The sequence below is a fragment of the Roseateles sp. genome (assembly GCF_039595295.1).
GTDB lineage: Bacteria > Pseudomonadota > Gammaproteobacteria > Burkholderiales > Burkholderiaceae_C > Roseateles.
Genome location: NZ_JBCNLU010000006.1, coordinates 126050 through 142711 on the forward strand (window position 1 = coordinate 126050; position 16662 = coordinate 142711).

At 69.7% G+C, this 16662-nt stretch carries 18 protein-coding genes; 11 read left to right on the forward strand and 7 right to left on the reverse strand.

The window, feature by feature from the left end:
- Window positions 1-27: 27 nt before the first annotated feature.
- Window positions 28-1017 carry a CobD/CbiB family protein gene (locus tag ABDW59_RS06795; protein WP_343628802.1) on the forward strand — a complete coding sequence of 330 codons (990 nt, stop codon included), beginning with the start codon at window positions 28-30 and terminating at the stop codon, window positions 1015-1017.
- Between the two features lie 12 nt (window positions 1018-1029).
- On the opposite strand, the gene ABDW59_RS06800 is transcribed toward ABDW59_RS06795, so the two are convergent.
- The 3 genes from ABDW59_RS06800 to ABDW59_RS06810 are packed head-to-tail and all read right to left on the reverse strand — an operon-like array spanning window position 1030 to window position 3021.
- Window positions 1030-1806 (reverse strand): SDR family NAD(P)-dependent oxidoreductase, encoded by a 777-nt coding sequence (locus ABDW59_RS06800; protein WP_343628803.1) that lies wholly within the window; start codon window positions 1804-1806, stop codon window positions 1030-1032.
- A gap of 60 nt (window positions 1807-1866) precedes the next feature.
- A complete protein-coding gene (locus tag ABDW59_RS06805; protein ID WP_343628804.1) occupies window positions 1867-2505 on the reverse strand; it encodes an RluA family pseudouridine synthase in 639 nt (212 codons plus the stop codon).
- A 39-nt stretch (window positions 2506-2544) separates the two neighbouring features.
- Complete coding sequence (locus tag ABDW59_RS06810) at window positions 2545-3021, reverse strand: tyrosine-protein phosphatase (RefSeq protein ID WP_343628805.1); 477 nt, start codon at window positions 3019-3021, stop codon at window positions 2545-2547.
- Window positions 3022-3184: 163 nt separating this feature from the next.
- On the opposite strand from ABDW59_RS06810, the gene ABDW59_RS06815 reads away from it, so the two are divergent.
- From ABDW59_RS06815 to ABDW59_RS06825, 3 genes are read left to right on the forward strand one after another with little or no spacing between them, the layout of a single operon-like run.
- The gene (locus ABDW59_RS06815) at window positions 3185-4228 is read left to right on the forward strand and encodes a questin oxidase family protein (protein ID WP_343628806.1); all 1044 of its coding nucleotides are present in this window, start codon (window positions 3185-3187) and stop codon (window positions 4226-4228) included.
- A gap of 5 nt (window positions 4229-4233) precedes the next feature.
- On the forward strand, window positions 4234-5481 hold the full coding sequence (locus tag ABDW59_RS06820) for an MFS transporter (protein WP_343628807.1): 1248 nt from the start codon (window positions 4234-4236) through the stop codon (window positions 5479-5481).
- Window positions 5478-6116, forward strand: a complete 639-nt coding sequence (locus ABDW59_RS06825; RefSeq protein WP_343628808.1) for a MarR family transcriptional regulator — start codon at window positions 5478-5480, stop codon at window positions 6114-6116. Before ABDW59_RS06820 ends, ABDW59_RS06825 begins: the two co-directional genes overlap by 4 nt.
- Window positions 6117-6211: 95 nt before the next feature.
- Here the strand turns inward: ABDW59_RS06825 and ABDW59_RS06830 are convergent, their stop codons facing one another.
- Complete coding sequence (locus ABDW59_RS06830) at window positions 6212-6766, reverse strand: thioesterase family protein (RefSeq protein ID WP_343628809.1); 555 nt, start codon at window positions 6764-6766, stop codon at window positions 6212-6214.
- Window positions 6767-6961: 195 nt separating this feature from the next.
- Here ABDW59_RS06830 and ABDW59_RS06835 point away from each other — a divergent pair, with 195 nt between their 5' ends.
- From ABDW59_RS06835 to ABDW59_RS06855, 5 genes are all read left to right on the forward strand, one after another.
- Complete coding sequence (locus ABDW59_RS06835; RefSeq protein WP_343628810.1) at window positions 6962-7498, forward strand: YbaK/EbsC family protein; 537 nt, start codon at window positions 6962-6964, stop codon at window positions 7496-7498.
- Between the two features lie 5 nt (window positions 7499-7503).
- Window positions 7504-7752, forward strand: a complete 249-nt coding sequence (locus ABDW59_RS06840; RefSeq protein WP_343628812.1) for a DUF1289 domain-containing protein — start codon at window positions 7504-7506, stop codon at window positions 7750-7752.
- A 13-nt stretch (window positions 7753-7765) separates the two neighbouring features.
- Window positions 7766-8407, forward strand: a complete 642-nt coding sequence (locus tag ABDW59_RS06845; protein ID WP_343628813.1) for a 2-hydroxychromene-2-carboxylate isomerase — start codon at window positions 7766-7768, stop codon at window positions 8405-8407.
- A gap of 199 nt (window positions 8408-8606) precedes the next feature.
- The gene (locus ABDW59_RS06850) at window positions 8607-10289 is read left to right on the forward strand and encodes an MFS transporter (protein WP_343628815.1); all 1683 of its coding nucleotides are present in this window, start codon (window positions 8607-8609) and stop codon (window positions 10287-10289) included.
- Between the two features lie 223 nt (window positions 10290-10512).
- The gene (locus tag ABDW59_RS06855; RefSeq protein WP_343628817.1) at window positions 10513-10719 is read left to right on the forward strand and encodes a hypothetical protein; all 207 of its coding nucleotides are present in this window, start codon (window positions 10513-10515) and stop codon (window positions 10717-10719) included.
- Between the two features lie 40 nt (window positions 10720-10759).
- On the opposite strand, the gene ABDW59_RS06860 is transcribed toward ABDW59_RS06855, so the two are convergent.
- Together ABDW59_RS06860 and ABDW59_RS06865 are read right to left on the reverse strand one after the other, a co-directional pair.
- Entirely contained in the window at window positions 10760-12313 is a 1554-nt protein-coding gene (locus ABDW59_RS06860) for an ATP-binding protein (RefSeq protein WP_343628819.1), read from the reverse strand.
- Window positions 12314-12384: 71 nt separating this feature from the next.
- Window positions 12385-13410, reverse strand: a complete 1026-nt coding sequence (locus tag ABDW59_RS06865) for a GGDEF domain-containing protein (RefSeq protein ID WP_343628820.1) — start codon at window positions 13408-13410, stop codon at window positions 12385-12387.
- 342 nt (window positions 13411-13752) lie between these two features.
- Here ABDW59_RS06865 and ABDW59_RS06870 point away from each other — a divergent pair, with 342 nt between their 5' ends.
- Complete coding sequence (locus tag ABDW59_RS06870; protein ID WP_343628821.1) at window positions 13753-14685, forward strand: DMT family transporter; 933 nt, start codon at window positions 13753-13755, stop codon at window positions 14683-14685.
- An 88-nt stretch (window positions 14686-14773) separates the two neighbouring features.
- Window positions 14774-15562, forward strand: a complete 789-nt coding sequence (locus ABDW59_RS06875) for an SDR family oxidoreductase (protein ID WP_343628822.1) — start codon at window positions 14774-14776, stop codon at window positions 15560-15562.
- Window positions 15563-15691: 129 nt separating this feature from the next.
- On the opposite strand, the gene ABDW59_RS06880 is transcribed toward ABDW59_RS06875, so the two are convergent.
- Window positions 15692-16612, reverse strand: a complete 921-nt coding sequence (locus ABDW59_RS06880; RefSeq protein WP_343628823.1) for a DMT family transporter — start codon at window positions 16610-16612, stop codon at window positions 15692-15694.
- Window positions 16613-16662 lie beyond the last annotated feature (50 nt).

Below are 16662 nucleotides of genomic sequence, written 5' to 3' on the forward strand. Positions count from 1 at the left end.
GGTTGAGGGCCGCTATCATCCCGGGCCATGAACTTCTTCGCGGTCTTGCTGGCGCTGGTGTGCGAGCAGCTCAAGCCTCTGCCGCACGGGAATCCGGTCCATCAAGGCATGATCGCCTGGGTGCGCTGGACCGGGCGCAATTTCGATGCGGGCCGGTCGCATCACGCGGCCGTCGTGTGGGCGATCACGGTCGTGGGTCCGGCGCTGCTGGTCGGCGCGATCTATGCGCTGGTGCGTCCGTACAGCCTGCTGCTGTCGCTGGCGCTGGACGTGCTGGTGCTCTATCTGACGCTGGGCTTCCGCCAGTTCAGCCATTACTTCACCGACATCCGCGACGCGCTGGAGCGTGGTGACGAGCTCGAGTCCCGTCGCCTGCTGGCCGAATGGCGCCACCTGGACGCCAGCGAGCTGCCGCGCACCGAGCTGCTGCGTCATGTGCTGGAGCATTCGCTGCTGGCGGCACACCGGCACGTCTTCGGCGTGTTCTTCTGGTTCGTGCTGTGCTCGACCTTGGGCCTGGGGCCGGCGGGCGCGGTGCTCTACCGCATGGCCGAGTTCGCGAGCCGCTATTGGGCCTTCAAGAGCCGGACGCTGGACGCGCCGACCAACGAGCGCCTGATGCTGCTGTCCCGCAAGTGCTTCGGCCTGATCGACCACGTGCCCGCGCGCCTGACCGCCACCGGTTTCGCGATCGTCGGCAACTTCGAAGAGGCGGTAAACGCCTGGCGCCGCGATGCGGCGCTGTGGGCGCACAGCAACGAGGGCGTGATTCTGGCCGCCGCCGCGGGTGCTGTGGGCGTTCAGCTGGGCGGCAGCGAGGCGCCCGGCGTCACGCCGGACCGCAGCAAGACCTTCGAGTCGGGCGGCGACATCGACGCCACCCGTGCCGAGGGCTCGACCAGCGGCGTGCCGCCGCAGCTGGGTCATCTGCAGAGCGTGGTGGGCCTGGTGTGGCGCTCCGTCGCGCTGTGGATGCTGCTGCTGGCGCTGCTGACGCTGGCGAATCTGGTGGGCTGACCCCCACCGCCTTCAGGCGTCCCGCACATCGGCCAGCACGTTCTGGCCGAAGTCGTTTCTGGCAAGGAACTTCAGCACCCGCGCGGCCGTGTCCTCGGCGCTGACGAGTTGTCCCTCCTCCTTGAACGCCGCGAAGCGATCGCGGTCCGGGAACTTGGAGTGGTCGCCGCTGCGCAACTGGACCTGCATGTCCGTGTCGATGATCCCCGGCGCCAGCGAGACCACGCGAGCGGCGCGTTCGCCCTTGGCGGCCTTGTGCGCCTCGTCCAGCGCCATGGCGCGGCTGAGGTTGTCCATGCCGGCCTTGGCGGCGCAATAGACGGCGCTGCCGGCCATCGCGCGGCGGCCGAGGCCGGACGAGATGTTCAGCAGCTTGCGATCGGCGGACCAGTCGCGCGTCGCGTCGAGGAAGGCCGCGCTCAGCAGCAGCGTCGCTTCGAGTCCCACGCGCAATGCGGCCGAGAGCACGGGCAGCGACTCGCCGTCCACGGGGCCGGGCGGGGTGACGACGCCGGCGTTGTTGATCAGCGTGGCGGCGCTCCAGTCGCTGGGCTGCGTGCGCAGCCATTCGCCCAGATGCTGCGCGATCTGCAGCGGATTCGACAGGTCCGCCTGCCATTGCTGCAGCGGCAGGCCGCGCTCGTGGGCGAAGCGCTCCAGCGAGTCGCTGCGGCCGCGTGCGATGCCGACCACCAGATGGCCCGCCTCCAGCGACTGGCGCGCGAGCGCCTCGCCCAGTCCGCGCGAGCTGCCGGTGATGATCGTGAGGGTCTGCGGGGAAGGGGACATCGAGAGCTCCTTGAATCGCGGGGAAGGGCGGGAATGAGGTCGCCGGCACTGACCGGAAGATCAGAAAGCGGGCGGTGAATGCAGGGACAGCGCCGGCGCGTCGAGCAGCGCCGGCAGTCTCAGATCGCGCGCATGCAGCAGCAAGCGCGGCGCCTGGGCGAGGACCTCCGGCGGCGCGTACAGCGCGTCGCCGAGGATGGGATGGCCGATGGCAAGCAGATGCACACGCAGCTGGTGCGAGCGGCCAGTGACGGGCTCCAGTTCGACGCGCGTGGTGTGGGATGCGGCGTCGCGGGCCAGCACGCGCACGCGGGTGAGGCTGGGCTTGCCGCGCTCGTGGTCGATCATCTGGCGCGGCCGGTTGGGCCAGTCGACGATCAGGGGCAGGTCGATCTCGAAGGCATCGCGAGCGATCAGGCCGTGGACGACGGCCTCATAGCGCTTGTCGACGAGCCGCGCGGCAAAGGCCTCGCTGAGCGCGCGCTGCATCGCTTCGCCGCGCGCATAGACGATCAGTCCGGAAGTACCTTGATCCAGGCGGTGAACGATCAGCGCGTCGGCGAAGCGCGCTTGCACGCGGGCCCAGGCGCAGTCCTGCTTGTCGGGGCCTCGGCCGGGCACTGACAGCAGGCCGGGCGGCTTGTCGATGACGACGCGCGCCGCGTCGACGTGGCGCAGGTCCAGGGGCAAGGGGGACATGGGAGCGGGGCAGGGCAGGGTGCGGCCGGCGGAGCAGGATCAGAACTGATCGATCCAGCCGGACTGCAGCGCGGATTGCGGATTGGATCCGGCCGCGCGAACGGCGTCGACCGCTTGCGTCGTGGACGTGCCCAGCGACTTGAGCACGCAAGCCGCCATCGTGCCCGTACGGCCCATGCCGGCGGCGCAGTGCAGCAGCGTGCGGTCGCCGAGTCGCAGCCCTTGGGCGATCTGCTCGACGCCGTTGCGGAAGGCCGTCGCGTCGGATGCGAGGCCGTAATCACGCATCGGGACATGCATCCAGCGGAAGGGCAGGCGGCCCTCGGCGATCGCGCGGTGATACGCGGGCGAGAGCTCGGCCACCTCCTCCAGCGGGTTCAGGCAGACCACCAGATTGAGCTGTCGCAGCCGCGCTTCGTCGAGGAAGAAACCCCAGGGCTCGCGGCGGCCCGGCATCGACTGCAACCACAGCTGGCCGGGGACGGAATCGGGAAGGGCAAGGGATCGGAAAGCCATGGGCGTGATTGTCGGGTCTCCCTTTCGGGCTTGGTGTTAATAAACAAAAGGTTTATTAATTGCTTGGGGAGAGCGATCATCCAGGCACCAAAGACCCTCTCTCCCGCCCTCTCCCGCAAGCGGGAGAGGGAGCCACGCCAAGAACGACGCACAGGAACCCGCCATGATCGCCATCCAGGAATCCGTCCCGACCACCACCACCGCCACCACCGCCACGACCAACGCCAACGCCAACGCCAACGCCAACGCCAACGCCGCTGCCCTCGCTGCCGCGCGGCGCGAAGCGCTTGGCGAGGCACTCGACCAGTCGGTGCGGTTCGGGCCGATGTACGGGACCGAGGCGATGCCGCTGTTCAACCACCTGCCGATGGTGCTGGGCGCGCTGGCGCGGCTGGATGCGCCGGCCGATGCGATGCAGCGCCACATCGACCACTGGGCGCCGTTGTCGCGCCTGGCCGACGATGCCCATGTGGCGCCGCCCTCGATCGACGACGCGTTGCGCCGTGTGCTGGCGGCGCCGGAGGCGCAGGCTTTCCATGTCGCGATCCGGCTCGCCTATGCGCTGAAGGCGGGGCATCGGGGCGAGCTCGACGCCGCGCTGCGGACTACCGTGGACCTGGAGAGCCCGCTCGGCCCGCCGGTTGCCGCCGCACCGGCAGGCGCGGGCACCGAGCGCCTGCGCGACGTGATCGACGCGGTGCGCGTGGATCCGATCCTGGCAATGCCGTCGATGGCGGGCACCCTGATCACCACGCGCATGCAGAACGCCGCCGCGCGGCCCGGCTTCAATGCCTACGTGCAGCGCCCGCTGCTGACCTTGGACGGCCTGGCCGAGGCCTCGCTGGCCGTCTATCTCGCGACGCTGGACTTCACCGCGCTGCACCTGGTGACCGGCACCCATGCGCTGCGCGTGCTGCTGGAGACCGCGGCCTTGCGCGGGCTGGCGGTGGACGGGGGACAGGTCTTGCGCACCGCCTGGCGCGCCTGGCTGGGCGCCTACATCTCGATGCGCAAGCCCGCGCCGGCCTGGGCGCTGGTGCGGGTGGGCCATGCGTCCGAGGACGACTGGGCGCGCGCGCTGCCCTCGTTGCACGCCTCGATGAACGATCACCGCATCAAGCTCGCCGACGCCGCGCGCGAGGAATGGCGCCATCGCGGCTGGGCGGGGTATGCCTTGTGCCTGCGCCGCGGCGGGGCCGCAGAATGAGCGCCGTGCTGTCCTCATCCTCTTCTCCGGGCCTCGCGCCCGCGGCGCCGCTGCGCCATCCGCATCTGCTGCTCTGGGCCGTCTGCGCGCTGGCGCTGATGAGCACCGCGGGCGTCGCCCTGCCGTATCCCATCCTCGCGCCCATCTTCGTCGGCGGGCCGGTGGACGGCTTCACCCACTTCGCCGGCCTGCGGCCCGAGCTGCTGATGGGCTTGGCCCTGGCGGTGAACCCGGCCGGCATCCTGGTCGGCAGTCTGGTGATCGGGCCGATGTCCGACCGCTACGGCCGGCGGCGGGTGCTGTCCGTCACCATCACCGCGACGCTGGTCGGTTACGGGCTGAGCGCCTTCGCGCTGGCCTCGCGCAACTATCCGCTGTTCGTGCTGTCGCGCTTCGCGACCGGCCTGACCGAAGGCAACGTGGCCGTCGTGCGGGCGCTGCTGGCCGACTGGCATCCGCAGCTGGAGCGCACCCGCAGCTTCGCCTGGCTCAACGCGAGCCTGTACATCGGCTGGCTGGTCGGACCGCTGCTCGGCGGGCTGACGCTGCCCTGGGGCGAGGGCGTGCCCTTCATGGTCGCGGCGGCGGTACTGGTGCCCTGTCTGGTGCTGCTCGGCTTCGGCCTGCCGGATGACCGTCCCGCGCGGGCGCCGGAGGGCGGCTTGCTCGCCGCGATGCGGCGTCGGCAGTCGCTGGGGCTGATCGTCCAGGATCCGGTGTTGCGGCATCTCGCGCTGCTGCAGCTGGCCTACACGCTGGGTGTGAACGCGCTGTACGAGTTCGCGCCGCTGTGGATGCTGCAGCAGGCCGGGCTGGACAGCCGCGGCATCGCGCTGGTGACCGCCTTCCAATGCGCGGCGATGACGGCCGCCAGCGTGATCGCGGCGCGCATCGGCTCGGGGCCGGCGCCGCTGCACCGCGCGGCGCGCTTCGCGGTCGTCGTCTCCATCGGGCTGCTGGCGCTGAGCATCGCCCCGTCCTGGGCCGGACTCGCGTTGATCCCCTTGCTGGGCATCCCGCTGTCGTTCTACAACGCGCTGATGCCGGCGTGGATGTCGGAGCGCTTCGCCGCTCACGGGCAGGGCCGGGTGATGGGCCTGTTGACGACGACCTTCTGCCTGTCCAACACCGCGATCGCGCTGATCGGCGGCGTGCTGGGCATGCTCTCGGCGCGCTGGATCATGCTGCTGGGCGGGACCATGTGCCTGCTCGCCGCCATCGGTTTCATCCGCTTCGCAAGGCGCCATTCATGAACCCGGGCAACGAGGAACGACTGCTGTACGAGCTCAAGAGCCGCGGCACGCAGCCGGCCGCCGCGCTGGCCGGCGCCTTGGCGATCACGCCGATGGGCGCCCACAAGCTGCTGGCGCGGCTGGAGGCGCAAGGCCTGGTGGAGGCGCGGGAGGAGGGCGGCGGCGTGGGCCGTCCGCGCAAGCTGTGGTCGCTGACGGTGGCGGGCCATGGGCGCTTTCCGGATCGGCATGGGGATCTGACGGTCCAGCTGATCCAGCAGGCGCGGGCGGTCTTCGGCGAGGCGGGATTGGATCAGCTCATCGCCGCGCGGGAGCGCGACAGCGAGCAGCGCTATCGCGCCGCGCTGGCGCGCTGCCGCACGACCGGCGACGCGGTGCGCGAGCTCGCCCGTCTGCGCGCGGAGGAAGGCTACATGGCCCGCGCCGAGCGCGTCGGCCGCGATTGGCTGCTGGTCGAGGACCATTGCCCGATCTGCGCCGCCGCGCAGAGCTGCCAGGGCTTCTGCCGCTCGGAGCTGGCGCTGTTCCAGCGCTGCCTGGGGCCGGGTCTTGCCGTCGAGCGCACCGAGCACCTGCTCGCCGGGGCGCGGCGCTGCGCGTATCGGATCAGCGCGGTGGGGGCCGAGGCGGCCTGAGCGCTCAGGGGGCGCGTCAAGGCCTCAGCTGGCGCTGCGGCCGAGCCCGCACTCCCGGTCGAACTCGGCCCCGGCCTCGAACGCCGGGGCGAGATTCAAGACACGATGTAAGCCGCCGCGCCGGTGGCCAGCAGGCGGCCCTGCTCGTCGCTGAAGGACATGCGCGTGTTGGCCACGCGGCTGCCCAGGCGCATCACCTCTGCCTCGCAGAAGAAGAGCGCGCCGATGGCGGGACGCAGGTAGTCGACGCGCAGGTCGATGGTGCCCAGCTTGCCGAAGCGCTGCAGGCGCTGCATCGGTGGCTCGTCCATGTGGCGCAGGCCGGTGGCGGCCATCACCGCCAGACCGCCCATGGAATCGAGCGTCGCGCTGATCACGCCGCCGTGCATGCGGTTGTGGGCGAAGTGGCCGATCAGCTCGGGCCGCATGCGCAGGTGCGCGCGGACGGCGCTCTGGCCCAGTGCGTCGATCTTCACGCCCAGCAGCTGGTTGAAGCTGATCAACTGCTCGAAGATCTCGCAGAGCTTGGTGGTGAACTCGGCTTCGAAGACGCTGTGGACGGTGTGCTCGCCCACGGCGATGGGCAGGACGGGGAGGAGGGGGGCGGCGGAGGCGTCGGCGGTCGTCGACGGGGAATGCAGGTCGGTCATGCGAGGGACCATAGCGCATGGTCGCCCGCGCTCGGCCTAGCGCTCGCCCTGAGGCGGGCTGACGCGCAGGCGACAGCACGAGGTCGTTGAACGGCGGCGGGCCGGCGGCAGACGGCCCTCAGCAATTGACCATCAGCAGTCGGCCATCAGCAGTCGGCCATCGTCCATCGGTGACGCTTGGGCACAATGCGCGCCATGAGCGACACGATTTCTCCCTCCCTCGACGGCGCGGCCCGTCCCGACGGCTTTCTGCGCGTCAGCGCCGCGCTGCGCGCGCTGGCCCATGAGCACGAGCCGCGCTGGCTGGACACCTCGGCTCGCAGCTCGCAGGAAGCGGCGGATGCGCTGGGCGTGGCGCTCGGGCAGATCGCCAAGAGCGTGGTGTTTCGGCGCAAGTCGGACGACGCGGCCGTGCTGGTGATCGCGTCCGGCGACAAGCGCGTCGACGAGCGCAAGCTGGAGGCCCTCACCGGCAAGCTGGGCCGCGCGGATGCGGATTACGTGAAGGCGCGCACCGGCTTCTCGATCGGCGGCGTGTCGCCGCTGGGCTTCGCGCCGAGCCACGGTATCGACGGCGCGGGCGAGCCGCCGGTGCTGTTCATCGACAAGGAGCTGTTCCGCTTCGACGTGATCTGGGCGGCGGCGGGGCATCCCAACGGGGTGTTTCCGATGTCGCCGGATCAGCTGGTCACGCTGACCGGGGCGCCGGTGATCGAGGTGGCGCAGTCGTGATCGCCGTGGACACCCTCACCGCCGCCAACGTCGGACGCACGCCGGAAGGGCGCGTGGCGTCGCCTTGCATCAACGTCTGCAAGATGCATGAGGAGACGGCGCTGTGCCGCGGCTGCGCGCGGACGATTACGGAGATCGCGGGCTGGAGCAAGTCGGATGACGAGTCGCGGATCCGGTTGCTGAATCTGCTGCCGGAGCGGCGTGAGTTGCTGAAGGCGCATGGCGTGCTGGGCGTGATGCCGGCGAAGGATTGAGGAGACTGTTTCCATGCGCACCATCGACTTCTACTTCGATCCGATCTCGCCTTACGCCGCGTTGGCGTTCGAGCGGCTGCCGGAGGTGCTGGCCGGGCGGAGCGTGGCGGTGCGGTATCTGCCCATCGTCTTCGGGGCGATGTTGAAGTCGCTTGAGCACAAGGGGCCTGCGGAGATTCCGGGCAAGCGCGATTGGACCTATCGGCAGGTGCTGTGGCAGGGATATCGGATGGGCGTGCCGCTGGAATTGCCGGCGGCGCATCCGTTCAATCCGCTGGGGTTGTTGCGGTTGCTGTGGGCGACGGCGGAGCCGGGGCAGACGCCGGGACGCTATGCCGTGGAGCGCGTGCTCAGGCACGTGTGGCGCGGCGGGGCGGATGCGGCGGATCCGCAGCGGCTGGCCGCGCTGACGGCGGAGCTGGCGCCGGGGCGGGATCCCGGGGCGGATGGGGTCAAGGCGGAGTTGCGAGCGGCGACAGACGCGGCGATCGCGCGGGGCGTGTTCGGGGTGCCGACGATGGCCGTCGATGACAAGCTGTTCTGGGGCTTGGATGCGCTGGACATGCTGGCGGGTTATCTGGATGGGGATGCGTGGTTTGACGGGCCGGGATGGGCTGCGGCGGCCACGTTGCCGGCGGGCGTGAAGAGGGGTTGAGCTGTCCCGGTAGGGACATACCCTTTGCTGCGGTGCACAGGGCTGCAAATTCCGCATCGAGAAATCCGAAGCAAGGGTTCGGCCTGAATTTGTCAGCCTGAGGCAAGCAACTCGTCAGAAATGGGTCAGAGGCGACTCGGATAGTCCCGCCAAGAGTCATCGGTCGATGATTCTGGGTGAACCCGAGGAGACAAAACCCATGGCAACTGCAAGCGCAGTGACCACCAAAACACCGATGACGGCCGAGGAGAAGAAGGTCATCTTCGCCTCGTCGCTGGGCACGGTGTTCGAGTGGTACGACTTCTACCTGTACGGCTCGCTGGCCGCGATCATCGGCAAGCAGTTCTTCGCCGGTCTCGATCCGACCGCCCAGTTCATCGCCTCGCTGATGGCCTTCGCCGCGGGCTTCATCGTGCGCCCCTTCGGCGCGCTGGTGTTCGGCCGCCTCGGCGACATGATCGGCCGGAAGTACACCTTCCTGGTCACCATCCTGATCATGGGCCTGTCGACCTTCATCGTCGGCGTGCTGCCCACCTATGAGCAGATCGGACCCGCCGCCGCGGTGATCCTGGTCGGCCTGCGTCTGCTGCAAGGCCTGGCGCTGGGCGGCGAGTACGGCGGCGCCGCGACCTACGTCGCCGAGCACGCCCCCCACGGCAAGCGCGGCGCGTACACCTCGTGGATCCAGACCACGGCGACCCTGGGCCTGTTCCTGTCGCTGATCGTGATCCTGGGCACCCGCACCGCGCTGGGCGAACCCACCTTCGCGGCCTGGGGCTGGCGCATTCCGTTCATCGTGTCGATCCTGCTGCTGGGCATCAGCGTCTGGATCCGTCTGTCGATGAACGAATCCCCCGCCTTCCAGAAGATGAAGTCCGAGGGCAAGACCTCCAAGGCGCCGCTGTCCGAGTCCTTCGGCCAGTGGAAGAACCTCAAGATCGTGCTGCTGGCGCTGTTCGGTCTGGTCGCGGGTCAGGGCGTGGTCTGGTACTCCGGCCAGTTCTACTCGCTGTTCTTCCTGCAGAGCGTGCTGAAGGTGGATCCGGCCGCGGCCAACATCATGGTGGCCGTCGCGCTGCTGATCGCCACGCCGTTCTTCGTGATCTTCGGGACGCTGTCGGACAAGATCGGCCGCAAGCCCATCATCATGGCCGGCCTGCTGCTGGCGATCGTCACCTACTTCCCGCTGTTCAAGGCGCTGACCGCCGCGGCCAACCCGGATCTGGCCAAGGCGCAAGCCAGCGCCCAGATCACGCTGGAGACCGACCCGGCGCAATGCTCGTTCCAAGGCAGCCCGGTGGCGCGTGACGTGGACTTCACCACGCCTTGCGACATCGCCAAGCGCGCCCTGGCGCAAGCCTCGGCCAGCTACGAGACCACGACCGGCGCCGCCGGCTCGGGCCTCGTGAAGGTGGGCGACAAGGTCATCAACGTGCCGACGGCGACGCTGACGGCCGGTGGTCACAAGTTCGACGAGGACAGCGCCAAGAAGATCGCCGCCTTCAAGAAGGAACTGGCGGACGCGATGAAGGCTGCGGGCTATCCCGCCAAGGCCGATCCGGCCAAGGTCAACACCCCGCTGGTGGTGGCGATCCTGACGGTGCTGGTGCTGTACGTGACCATGGTCTACGGCCCGATCGCGGCGATGCTGGTGGAGCTCTTCCCCACGCGCATCCGCTACACCTCGATGAGCCTGCCGTATCACATCGGCAACGGCTGGTTCGGCGGCTTGCTGCCCTCGATCAGCTTCGCGATGGTGGCGCAGAACGGCAACATCTATCACGGCCTCTGGTACCCGATCGGCATCGCCGCGATCACCCTGGTGATCGGCCTGCTGTTCGTCCGCGAGACCAAGGACGTGGACATCTACGCCCGCGACTGAACGCGCTTCGCGCAAGGTATCGAAAGGCGGCTTCGGCCGCCTTTTTCGTTCCCGACGCCGACGCCGACGCCGAATCCGAAGTCCTGGCTGAAGGTAGCGTAGCGGGCATGCCTGCTGCGCGCGCTCGGAGGACCGAACGAACGGGAGGTCGCTGCTCAGCCTGACGTCAGCAAGCGCCCCAAGAATGGCTGGGTCAACGCATTAACTCTGGAGACCGACTCTCATGTGGAAGCTCGTACTTGGATTCATTGTTTTCGCCGCACTGGCCTTGTTCGTGCTCATGAAGAGCGGCGGGAACATCGACCTGACGGGCGAGAAGCATGACGTGACGGGAGGTCACACGGAGAGCGCGGCGAGCGAGGCTTCAGCAGCCTTGAACGCGGCGTCCGCGGCGCTGCCGTCGGAGCCCGCATCGGCCGCTTCGCAGTAAGCGACGAGGAAAGAGGAAACGCGAGGGAAGGGCGCGGCGCTCAGCCGGCGCGTCCCTCGCCGGCGCCGCGCAGCGGGGCCTCGACGGGCAGGCGCATGAGCATGCGCGTGCCCTCTCCCGGTTGGGAGATGACTTCGATCTGCCCGCCCAGCACGTTGGTCACGATGTTGTGGACGATGTGCATCCCCAGGCCCGAGCCGCCCTTGCCGAGCTTGGTCGTGAAGAAGGGATCGAAGATCTTGCGCACCACCGACGCATCCATCCCGCGCCCGTCGTCGGACACGGTGAGCTCCACCTGGGACGCGTCCAGCCGGTGGCAAGCGACCTGCACCATCCCCGTTTCGCGCCCTTCGAAAGCGTGCACCAGCGCGTTCATCAGCAGGTTGGTCAAGACCTGACCCAATGCGCCCGGATAGCTGCTCATCCGCAGGTCCGGATACAGGTCGGTGACGATGCGGAAGGGCGTGTGCTTGAAGCTGGGCTCGACCATCACCAGCACGTCCTCGACCACCTGCGCGAGCTCGAAGTCCCGCCGCGTGTCGCTGGTCTGATCGATGGCGACCTGCTTGAAGTCCTTCACCAGATCGGCCGCCTTCTGCACGTTGCGATGCAGGATGTCCTGCCCGCGCCGCGTGTCCTTGACGAGCTCCTCGAGCTGGCTGCGCCGCATCGGCGTGTTGTCCGCCAGCATGCGGTCCAGCTTGCCCCAGCGGTCCTCCAACGCCGACACCACCGTCAGCGCATTGCCCAGCGGCGTGTTCAGCTCATGCGCCACGCCGGCCACCAAGCGGCCCAGCGAGGCCAGCTTCTCGGACTCGACCAGCTCCCGCTGCGCGGTCTTGAGGTTGGCCAGCGCCTGCGTGAGCTCGGCGTTGGCCTCGGTCAGCTGCACGGTGCGCTGCGCCACCTGATCCTCCAGCGTCGACGCATGGCCGCGCAGATCGTCGAAGGCCTTGAGCAGCGCCTGCCGCATCCGTTCCATGGCCTTGCCGACGCGGGCGATCTCGTCCTCGCCGCCCAGCTTGAGCGGCCGGTCCAACTGACCCGACGCCAGCTCGTCGGCCGCGCGGGAGAGCCGCTCCATCGGCCGCAGCACGCGCCGCTGCATCACCACCAGGATCAGCGCCAGCGACACGGTCAGCGTCAGCATGCTGCGCCACAGCGCGTTCCAGAGGTCGTCGCGCTTGCGGGTCATCAGCGGCTCGGCGCTCATGACGATGGTCAGCTTGGCGATCTCGCGCCCGTCGCGCATCACCGGTCGCGTCTCGGTCAGCGTCATCGCATCGTCGGGCGTGCCGCGATGGAATTCGACGAAGGCCTGCTGCGCGGCGTTCTCCGTCACCACGATGGACACGAAGCGCGGATCGTCCACCTGCGCCTTGACCATGGGCTCGGCCAGGTCGGGCGAGACCTGCCAGATCGGCTCGGCCAGCGACAGCGCCAACACTTCCGCCACCCGCGACAGATCGCGGCGCAGGTCCTCCATCACCGTCTTGCGGCTGAGCTGCTGCTCGTACAGCAGCACGCCGGCGGTCGGCAGCGCCAAGCCCACCAGCAGCGCCAGGATCACCGCGCTGCGCAACGAAGTCTTCATCAGGGCCACGGTCGCCGTCCCTCCCAGCATCCCCAGGTGCGGGCGATTATGAGCGCCTGTCGTGACACGGCTCATGCGGCGAAACGCTCATCGGCCGCCAGGACCGTGACACGGTTCCGGCCTTGCGCCCGCGAGGCCTGCAGCGCCTGATCCGCGCGGGCCAGGAAATCGCGGGCACTCTCGCCCTGGCCCAGCTGCGTCACCCCCAGCGACAGGCTCAGCCGACGCTCCCCGTCCGGCTGCAGATTGGCGACGCCGTGGCGCAACTGCTCGGCCAGCGCATGGGCCTCGTGCAGGCCGGCGCCAGGGATCAGCAGCGCGAACTCCTCTTCCTCCAGCCTGGCCGCCACGTGATGGCTCTGCGCGATGCTGCGCACCGTGTTGGCGACCTGCTGCAGCGCGTCGTTCAGGCGCGTGTCGCCGAGCTGACGGCGCAGCCCGTCGAAGTCGTCGACATCGCCCAGCAGCAGGCAGGGCGCGAGCGGCGTGCCCGCGTCGGGACTGCGCAGGCACTCGGCCAGCGCGCGGTCGAAGCCGCGGCGGTTGCTCAGGCCGGTCAGCGGATCCAGCAGCGCCTCGCTGCGCGCGCGATGCACTTCCTGCCGCAGCGCGGCGACCTCCTGCCGGCTGGCCTCCAGCCGCGCCAGCAGGCCGGTCACGGCATTGCTCATGTCGCGCGTGCCCTGCAAGGCCTCGGCGAGCACCTGCACATGCTGACCCGGCGCGGCCGCGCGCAGCGAGCTCTCCCAGCCCTGCAACGCCCGCGCGTAATGCTGGATCTGCCCGCCCGCCTGGTCGGTGCAGTCGGACACGCCGCGCAGCACGTCGCCGACGTCGCGCGCCAGCGTCACGGCCATGTCCTCGTCCAGCTCGGCGATGTGCTTGCGGTAGAGCGCCCAGGTCTGGGGCTCGTCCAGGGTGGCGCCGTCCTGGATCAGCGACATCAGCTCACGGCTGAGCGCGCTGTTCATCGCGGTCACATGCTCGTACCAGACGGCATAGGTGACCGGGTGAAGCGCGGCGCGCTGCCTCGACATCAGCGGCAGGGCGGTCCGCAGCGCTTGCGCGCTGGCGGCGATGCTCTCGGTGTACCTCATCGGCAGGGTCCCTCGCAGGTCCGGCGCCGTCGCGCCCGTCGGCGCGCGATGCCTTGTCGTTTCCTTTCCCGTGCCCGCCTGTCCCGGTGGGCGACCTGTCATCGGCCGCGCGGGGTCAGGCCTTGAGGGCCAGGGGGCAGGATTTGCGTGTCTTCACGCAAGTCGGCAGGGGTCTCGACAACTATTCACGCGAGATGGGACAAGGGATGGGACACGCGCCGGACGGCGCACGGCGCGATCGCCCATCGGGCGAGCAGCGCCCGGCAGGGCCGGTGCGATCGGCAATCCAGCATTGCCCCTTCGCGAATCCGCGTCGGAGCCCGCTTCCTAGAATCGACCGCCATGAGCAGTCCCGTCCCCGCCTCGCCGGCATCGCCTGCCGCGTCCTCCACGTCCCCGCCCTTGAGCGGGCTGCTGCTGGCGATCGGCGGCGCGATCGGGTTCTCCGGCAAGGCGATCATCGTCAAGCTGGCCTATCGCCACGGCGTCGACGCGATCACCCTGCTGATGCTGCGCATGCTGCTGGCGCTCCCCTTGTTCCTCGCGCTGGCCTGGTGGGCCGGCCGGGGCAAGCCGGCGCTGACCGGACGCGAGAAGCTGGCCGTCGTGGGCCTGGGCTTCAGCGGCTACTACCTGGCCAGCTTCCTGGACTTCGCCGGTCTGGCCTACGTCACCGCCAGCTTCGAGCGCCTGATCCTGTATCTCAACCCCACCATCGTGCTGCTGCTGTCCTGGGCGCTGTACGGTCGCCGCGTCGGCCTGAAGCAGGCGGGCGCGCTGGCGCTCAGCTACGCGGGCGTGCTGCTGGTGTTCGGGCATGAGCTCAGCATCGCCGGCAGCAACGTCTGGCTGGGCGGCGCGCTGGTGCTGGGCAGCGCCGTGGCCTATGCGCTCTATCTGGTCTACAGCGGCGAGTGGGTCAAGCGCCTGGGATCGATGCGGCTTACCGGGCTGGCGACCTCGGTGGCCTGCGGGTTCTGCATCGCGCAGTTCGTGCTGACGCGGCCCATGTCAGGGCTGGCGGACATCGCCCCGGCGGTGTGGGGGCTGTCGGTGCTCAACGCGCTGGCCTGCACCTTCGCGCCGGTGCTGATGGTCATGATGGCCATCGAGCGCATGGGCGCCGGCGTCGCGGCCCAGACCGGCATGATCGGCCCGATGTCCACGATACTCATGGGCGCCCTGATTCTCGACGAGCCGCTCACCGGCTGGGTCGTGGCGGGGACGGTGCTGGTGCTGGGCGGCGTGTGGCTGCTTGCGCGCCAGCGGCGTTGAGCGCTCGCTCGATCGCTCGATCGCAGGCCTTCCAGGGCGGCGTCCGCGACGCGCCCGCAACGACGTCCGCGAGGACATGGAGAACACGATGGATCTGGGACTGAAGGGCCGTTGGGCCCTGGTGTGCGCGGCCTCCAAGGGCTTGGGCGCGGGCTGCGCCGAGGCGCTGGCGGGCGAGGGCGTCAACGTGGTGATCACCGCCCGCGGCGAGGAAGCGCTGCAGGCGCAGGCCGCCAAGCTGCGCGCGACCAACCCCGGTGTGCAGGTGATCGCCGTGGCCGGCGACATCACGACGGAGGCCGGCCGCGCCGCCGCGCTGGCCGCCGCGCCGCACATCGACATCCTGATCAACAACGCGGGCGGACCGCCCCCCGGGGATTTCCGAGACTGGGAGCGCGATCAATGGATCGCCGCGCTGGACGCCAACATGCTGACCCCGATCGCGCTGATCAAGGCGACGGTCGACGCGATGGCGGAACGCGGCTTCGGGCGCATCGTCAACATCACCTCCGGCGCGGTGAAGGCGCCGATCGATGTCCTGGGCCTGTCCAACGGCGCGCGCTCGGGCCTGACCGGCTTTGTCGCCGGTCTGTCGCGGCAGACGCGCATCGCGGGTCGCAATGTGACCATCAACAACCTGCTGCCGGGCGCCTTCGATACGGAGCGTCTGCAGAAGACCATGGCCGCGGGGGCGCAGCAGTCGGGTCAGGCGCTCGACGACGTCCGCGCCAAGCGCATGGCCGGCATCCCGGCGCAGCGCTTCGGCAGCGCGGAGGAATTCGGCGCCATCTGCGCGCTGATGTGCTCGGCCCATGCCGGCTATCTGACCGGGCAGAACATCCTGTTGGACGGCGGGGCGTATCCGGGGACGTTCTGAGCTCGGCGAAGGACAGCGCCCATGGATCCCGAGCGGATCGAGAGGGGCCAAAGGACTGAACGCGTCGAGCGCGAGCCGCTCTTTCACCTCATGGGCCAGGGGCTCAGCAAGGCTCGGAACGTTCCACGCTCAGCCGCGTCGCCCCGCCGACACCGCGATCCCCGCCGCAATCAGCGCAAATGCCGCGCCGTGGAACCACGCCGGCCATTCGCCCAGCAAGGCCGCCGACATCAACGCCGCGAAGACCGGCGTCAGATTCCCGAAGAACGCGGCCAGCGTCGGCCCCGCCTGCGCGACCCCCAATCCCCAGCATCGGTACGCGATCAACGAAGGCCCCATCGCCACGTAGGCGAGCGCGGCCGCGAGCGGCCAGCCCCAGCGCACCGGCGCCGCGCCGACCGCCTGCTCCACACCCGCCGAGACCACGCCGAATGCCAGCCCGAACACCAGCTGCGCCATCAGCAGCTGCGACCAGTCCCAGTCCGGCCGTTCGTCACTCCGCATGTGGGCCGGCGGCCGCGCCAGCAGCCAGCTGTAGAAGGCCCAGCTGATCACGGCCAGCAGCATCAGCAGATCGCCGCGCACGAACTGCACCTCGGCCAGCCGCTCCAGGTGGCCGCGCGAGATCACCAGCGCCACGCCCGCCAGCGACAGCGCCGCGCCCGCGAGCTGGCGACGCGTGGGCCAGACGCGATAAACCAGCGCGCCCACCGCCAGCATCCACACCGGCAGGCTGGCCGCGATCAGCGTCACGTTGAGCGCGGTCGAGCTGTGCAGCGCCTCGTACTGCAGCGCGTTGTAGCAGCCCATGCCCAGCAGCCCCGACAGCGCGAAGTAGCCCCAACGCCGCCGCAGCGGGGTCAGGTCTTGCAGCAGCGCCCGCGCGCGCGGCGCCAACAGACACAGCAGCGCGAAGGCCAGGGTCCAGCGCATCGCATTGAGCAGCAGCGGCGGCACTTGGGCGCCCACGGCGCGGCCCACCACCGCATTGCCGGCCCACAGCAGGGGCGGCAGCGTCAGCATCAGGGCCAGGCGTGGGGTCAAGCTCATGGGGACCATGCAAGAGCGGCGCGAGGCTGGCACGATAGCCCGCTTCGCGG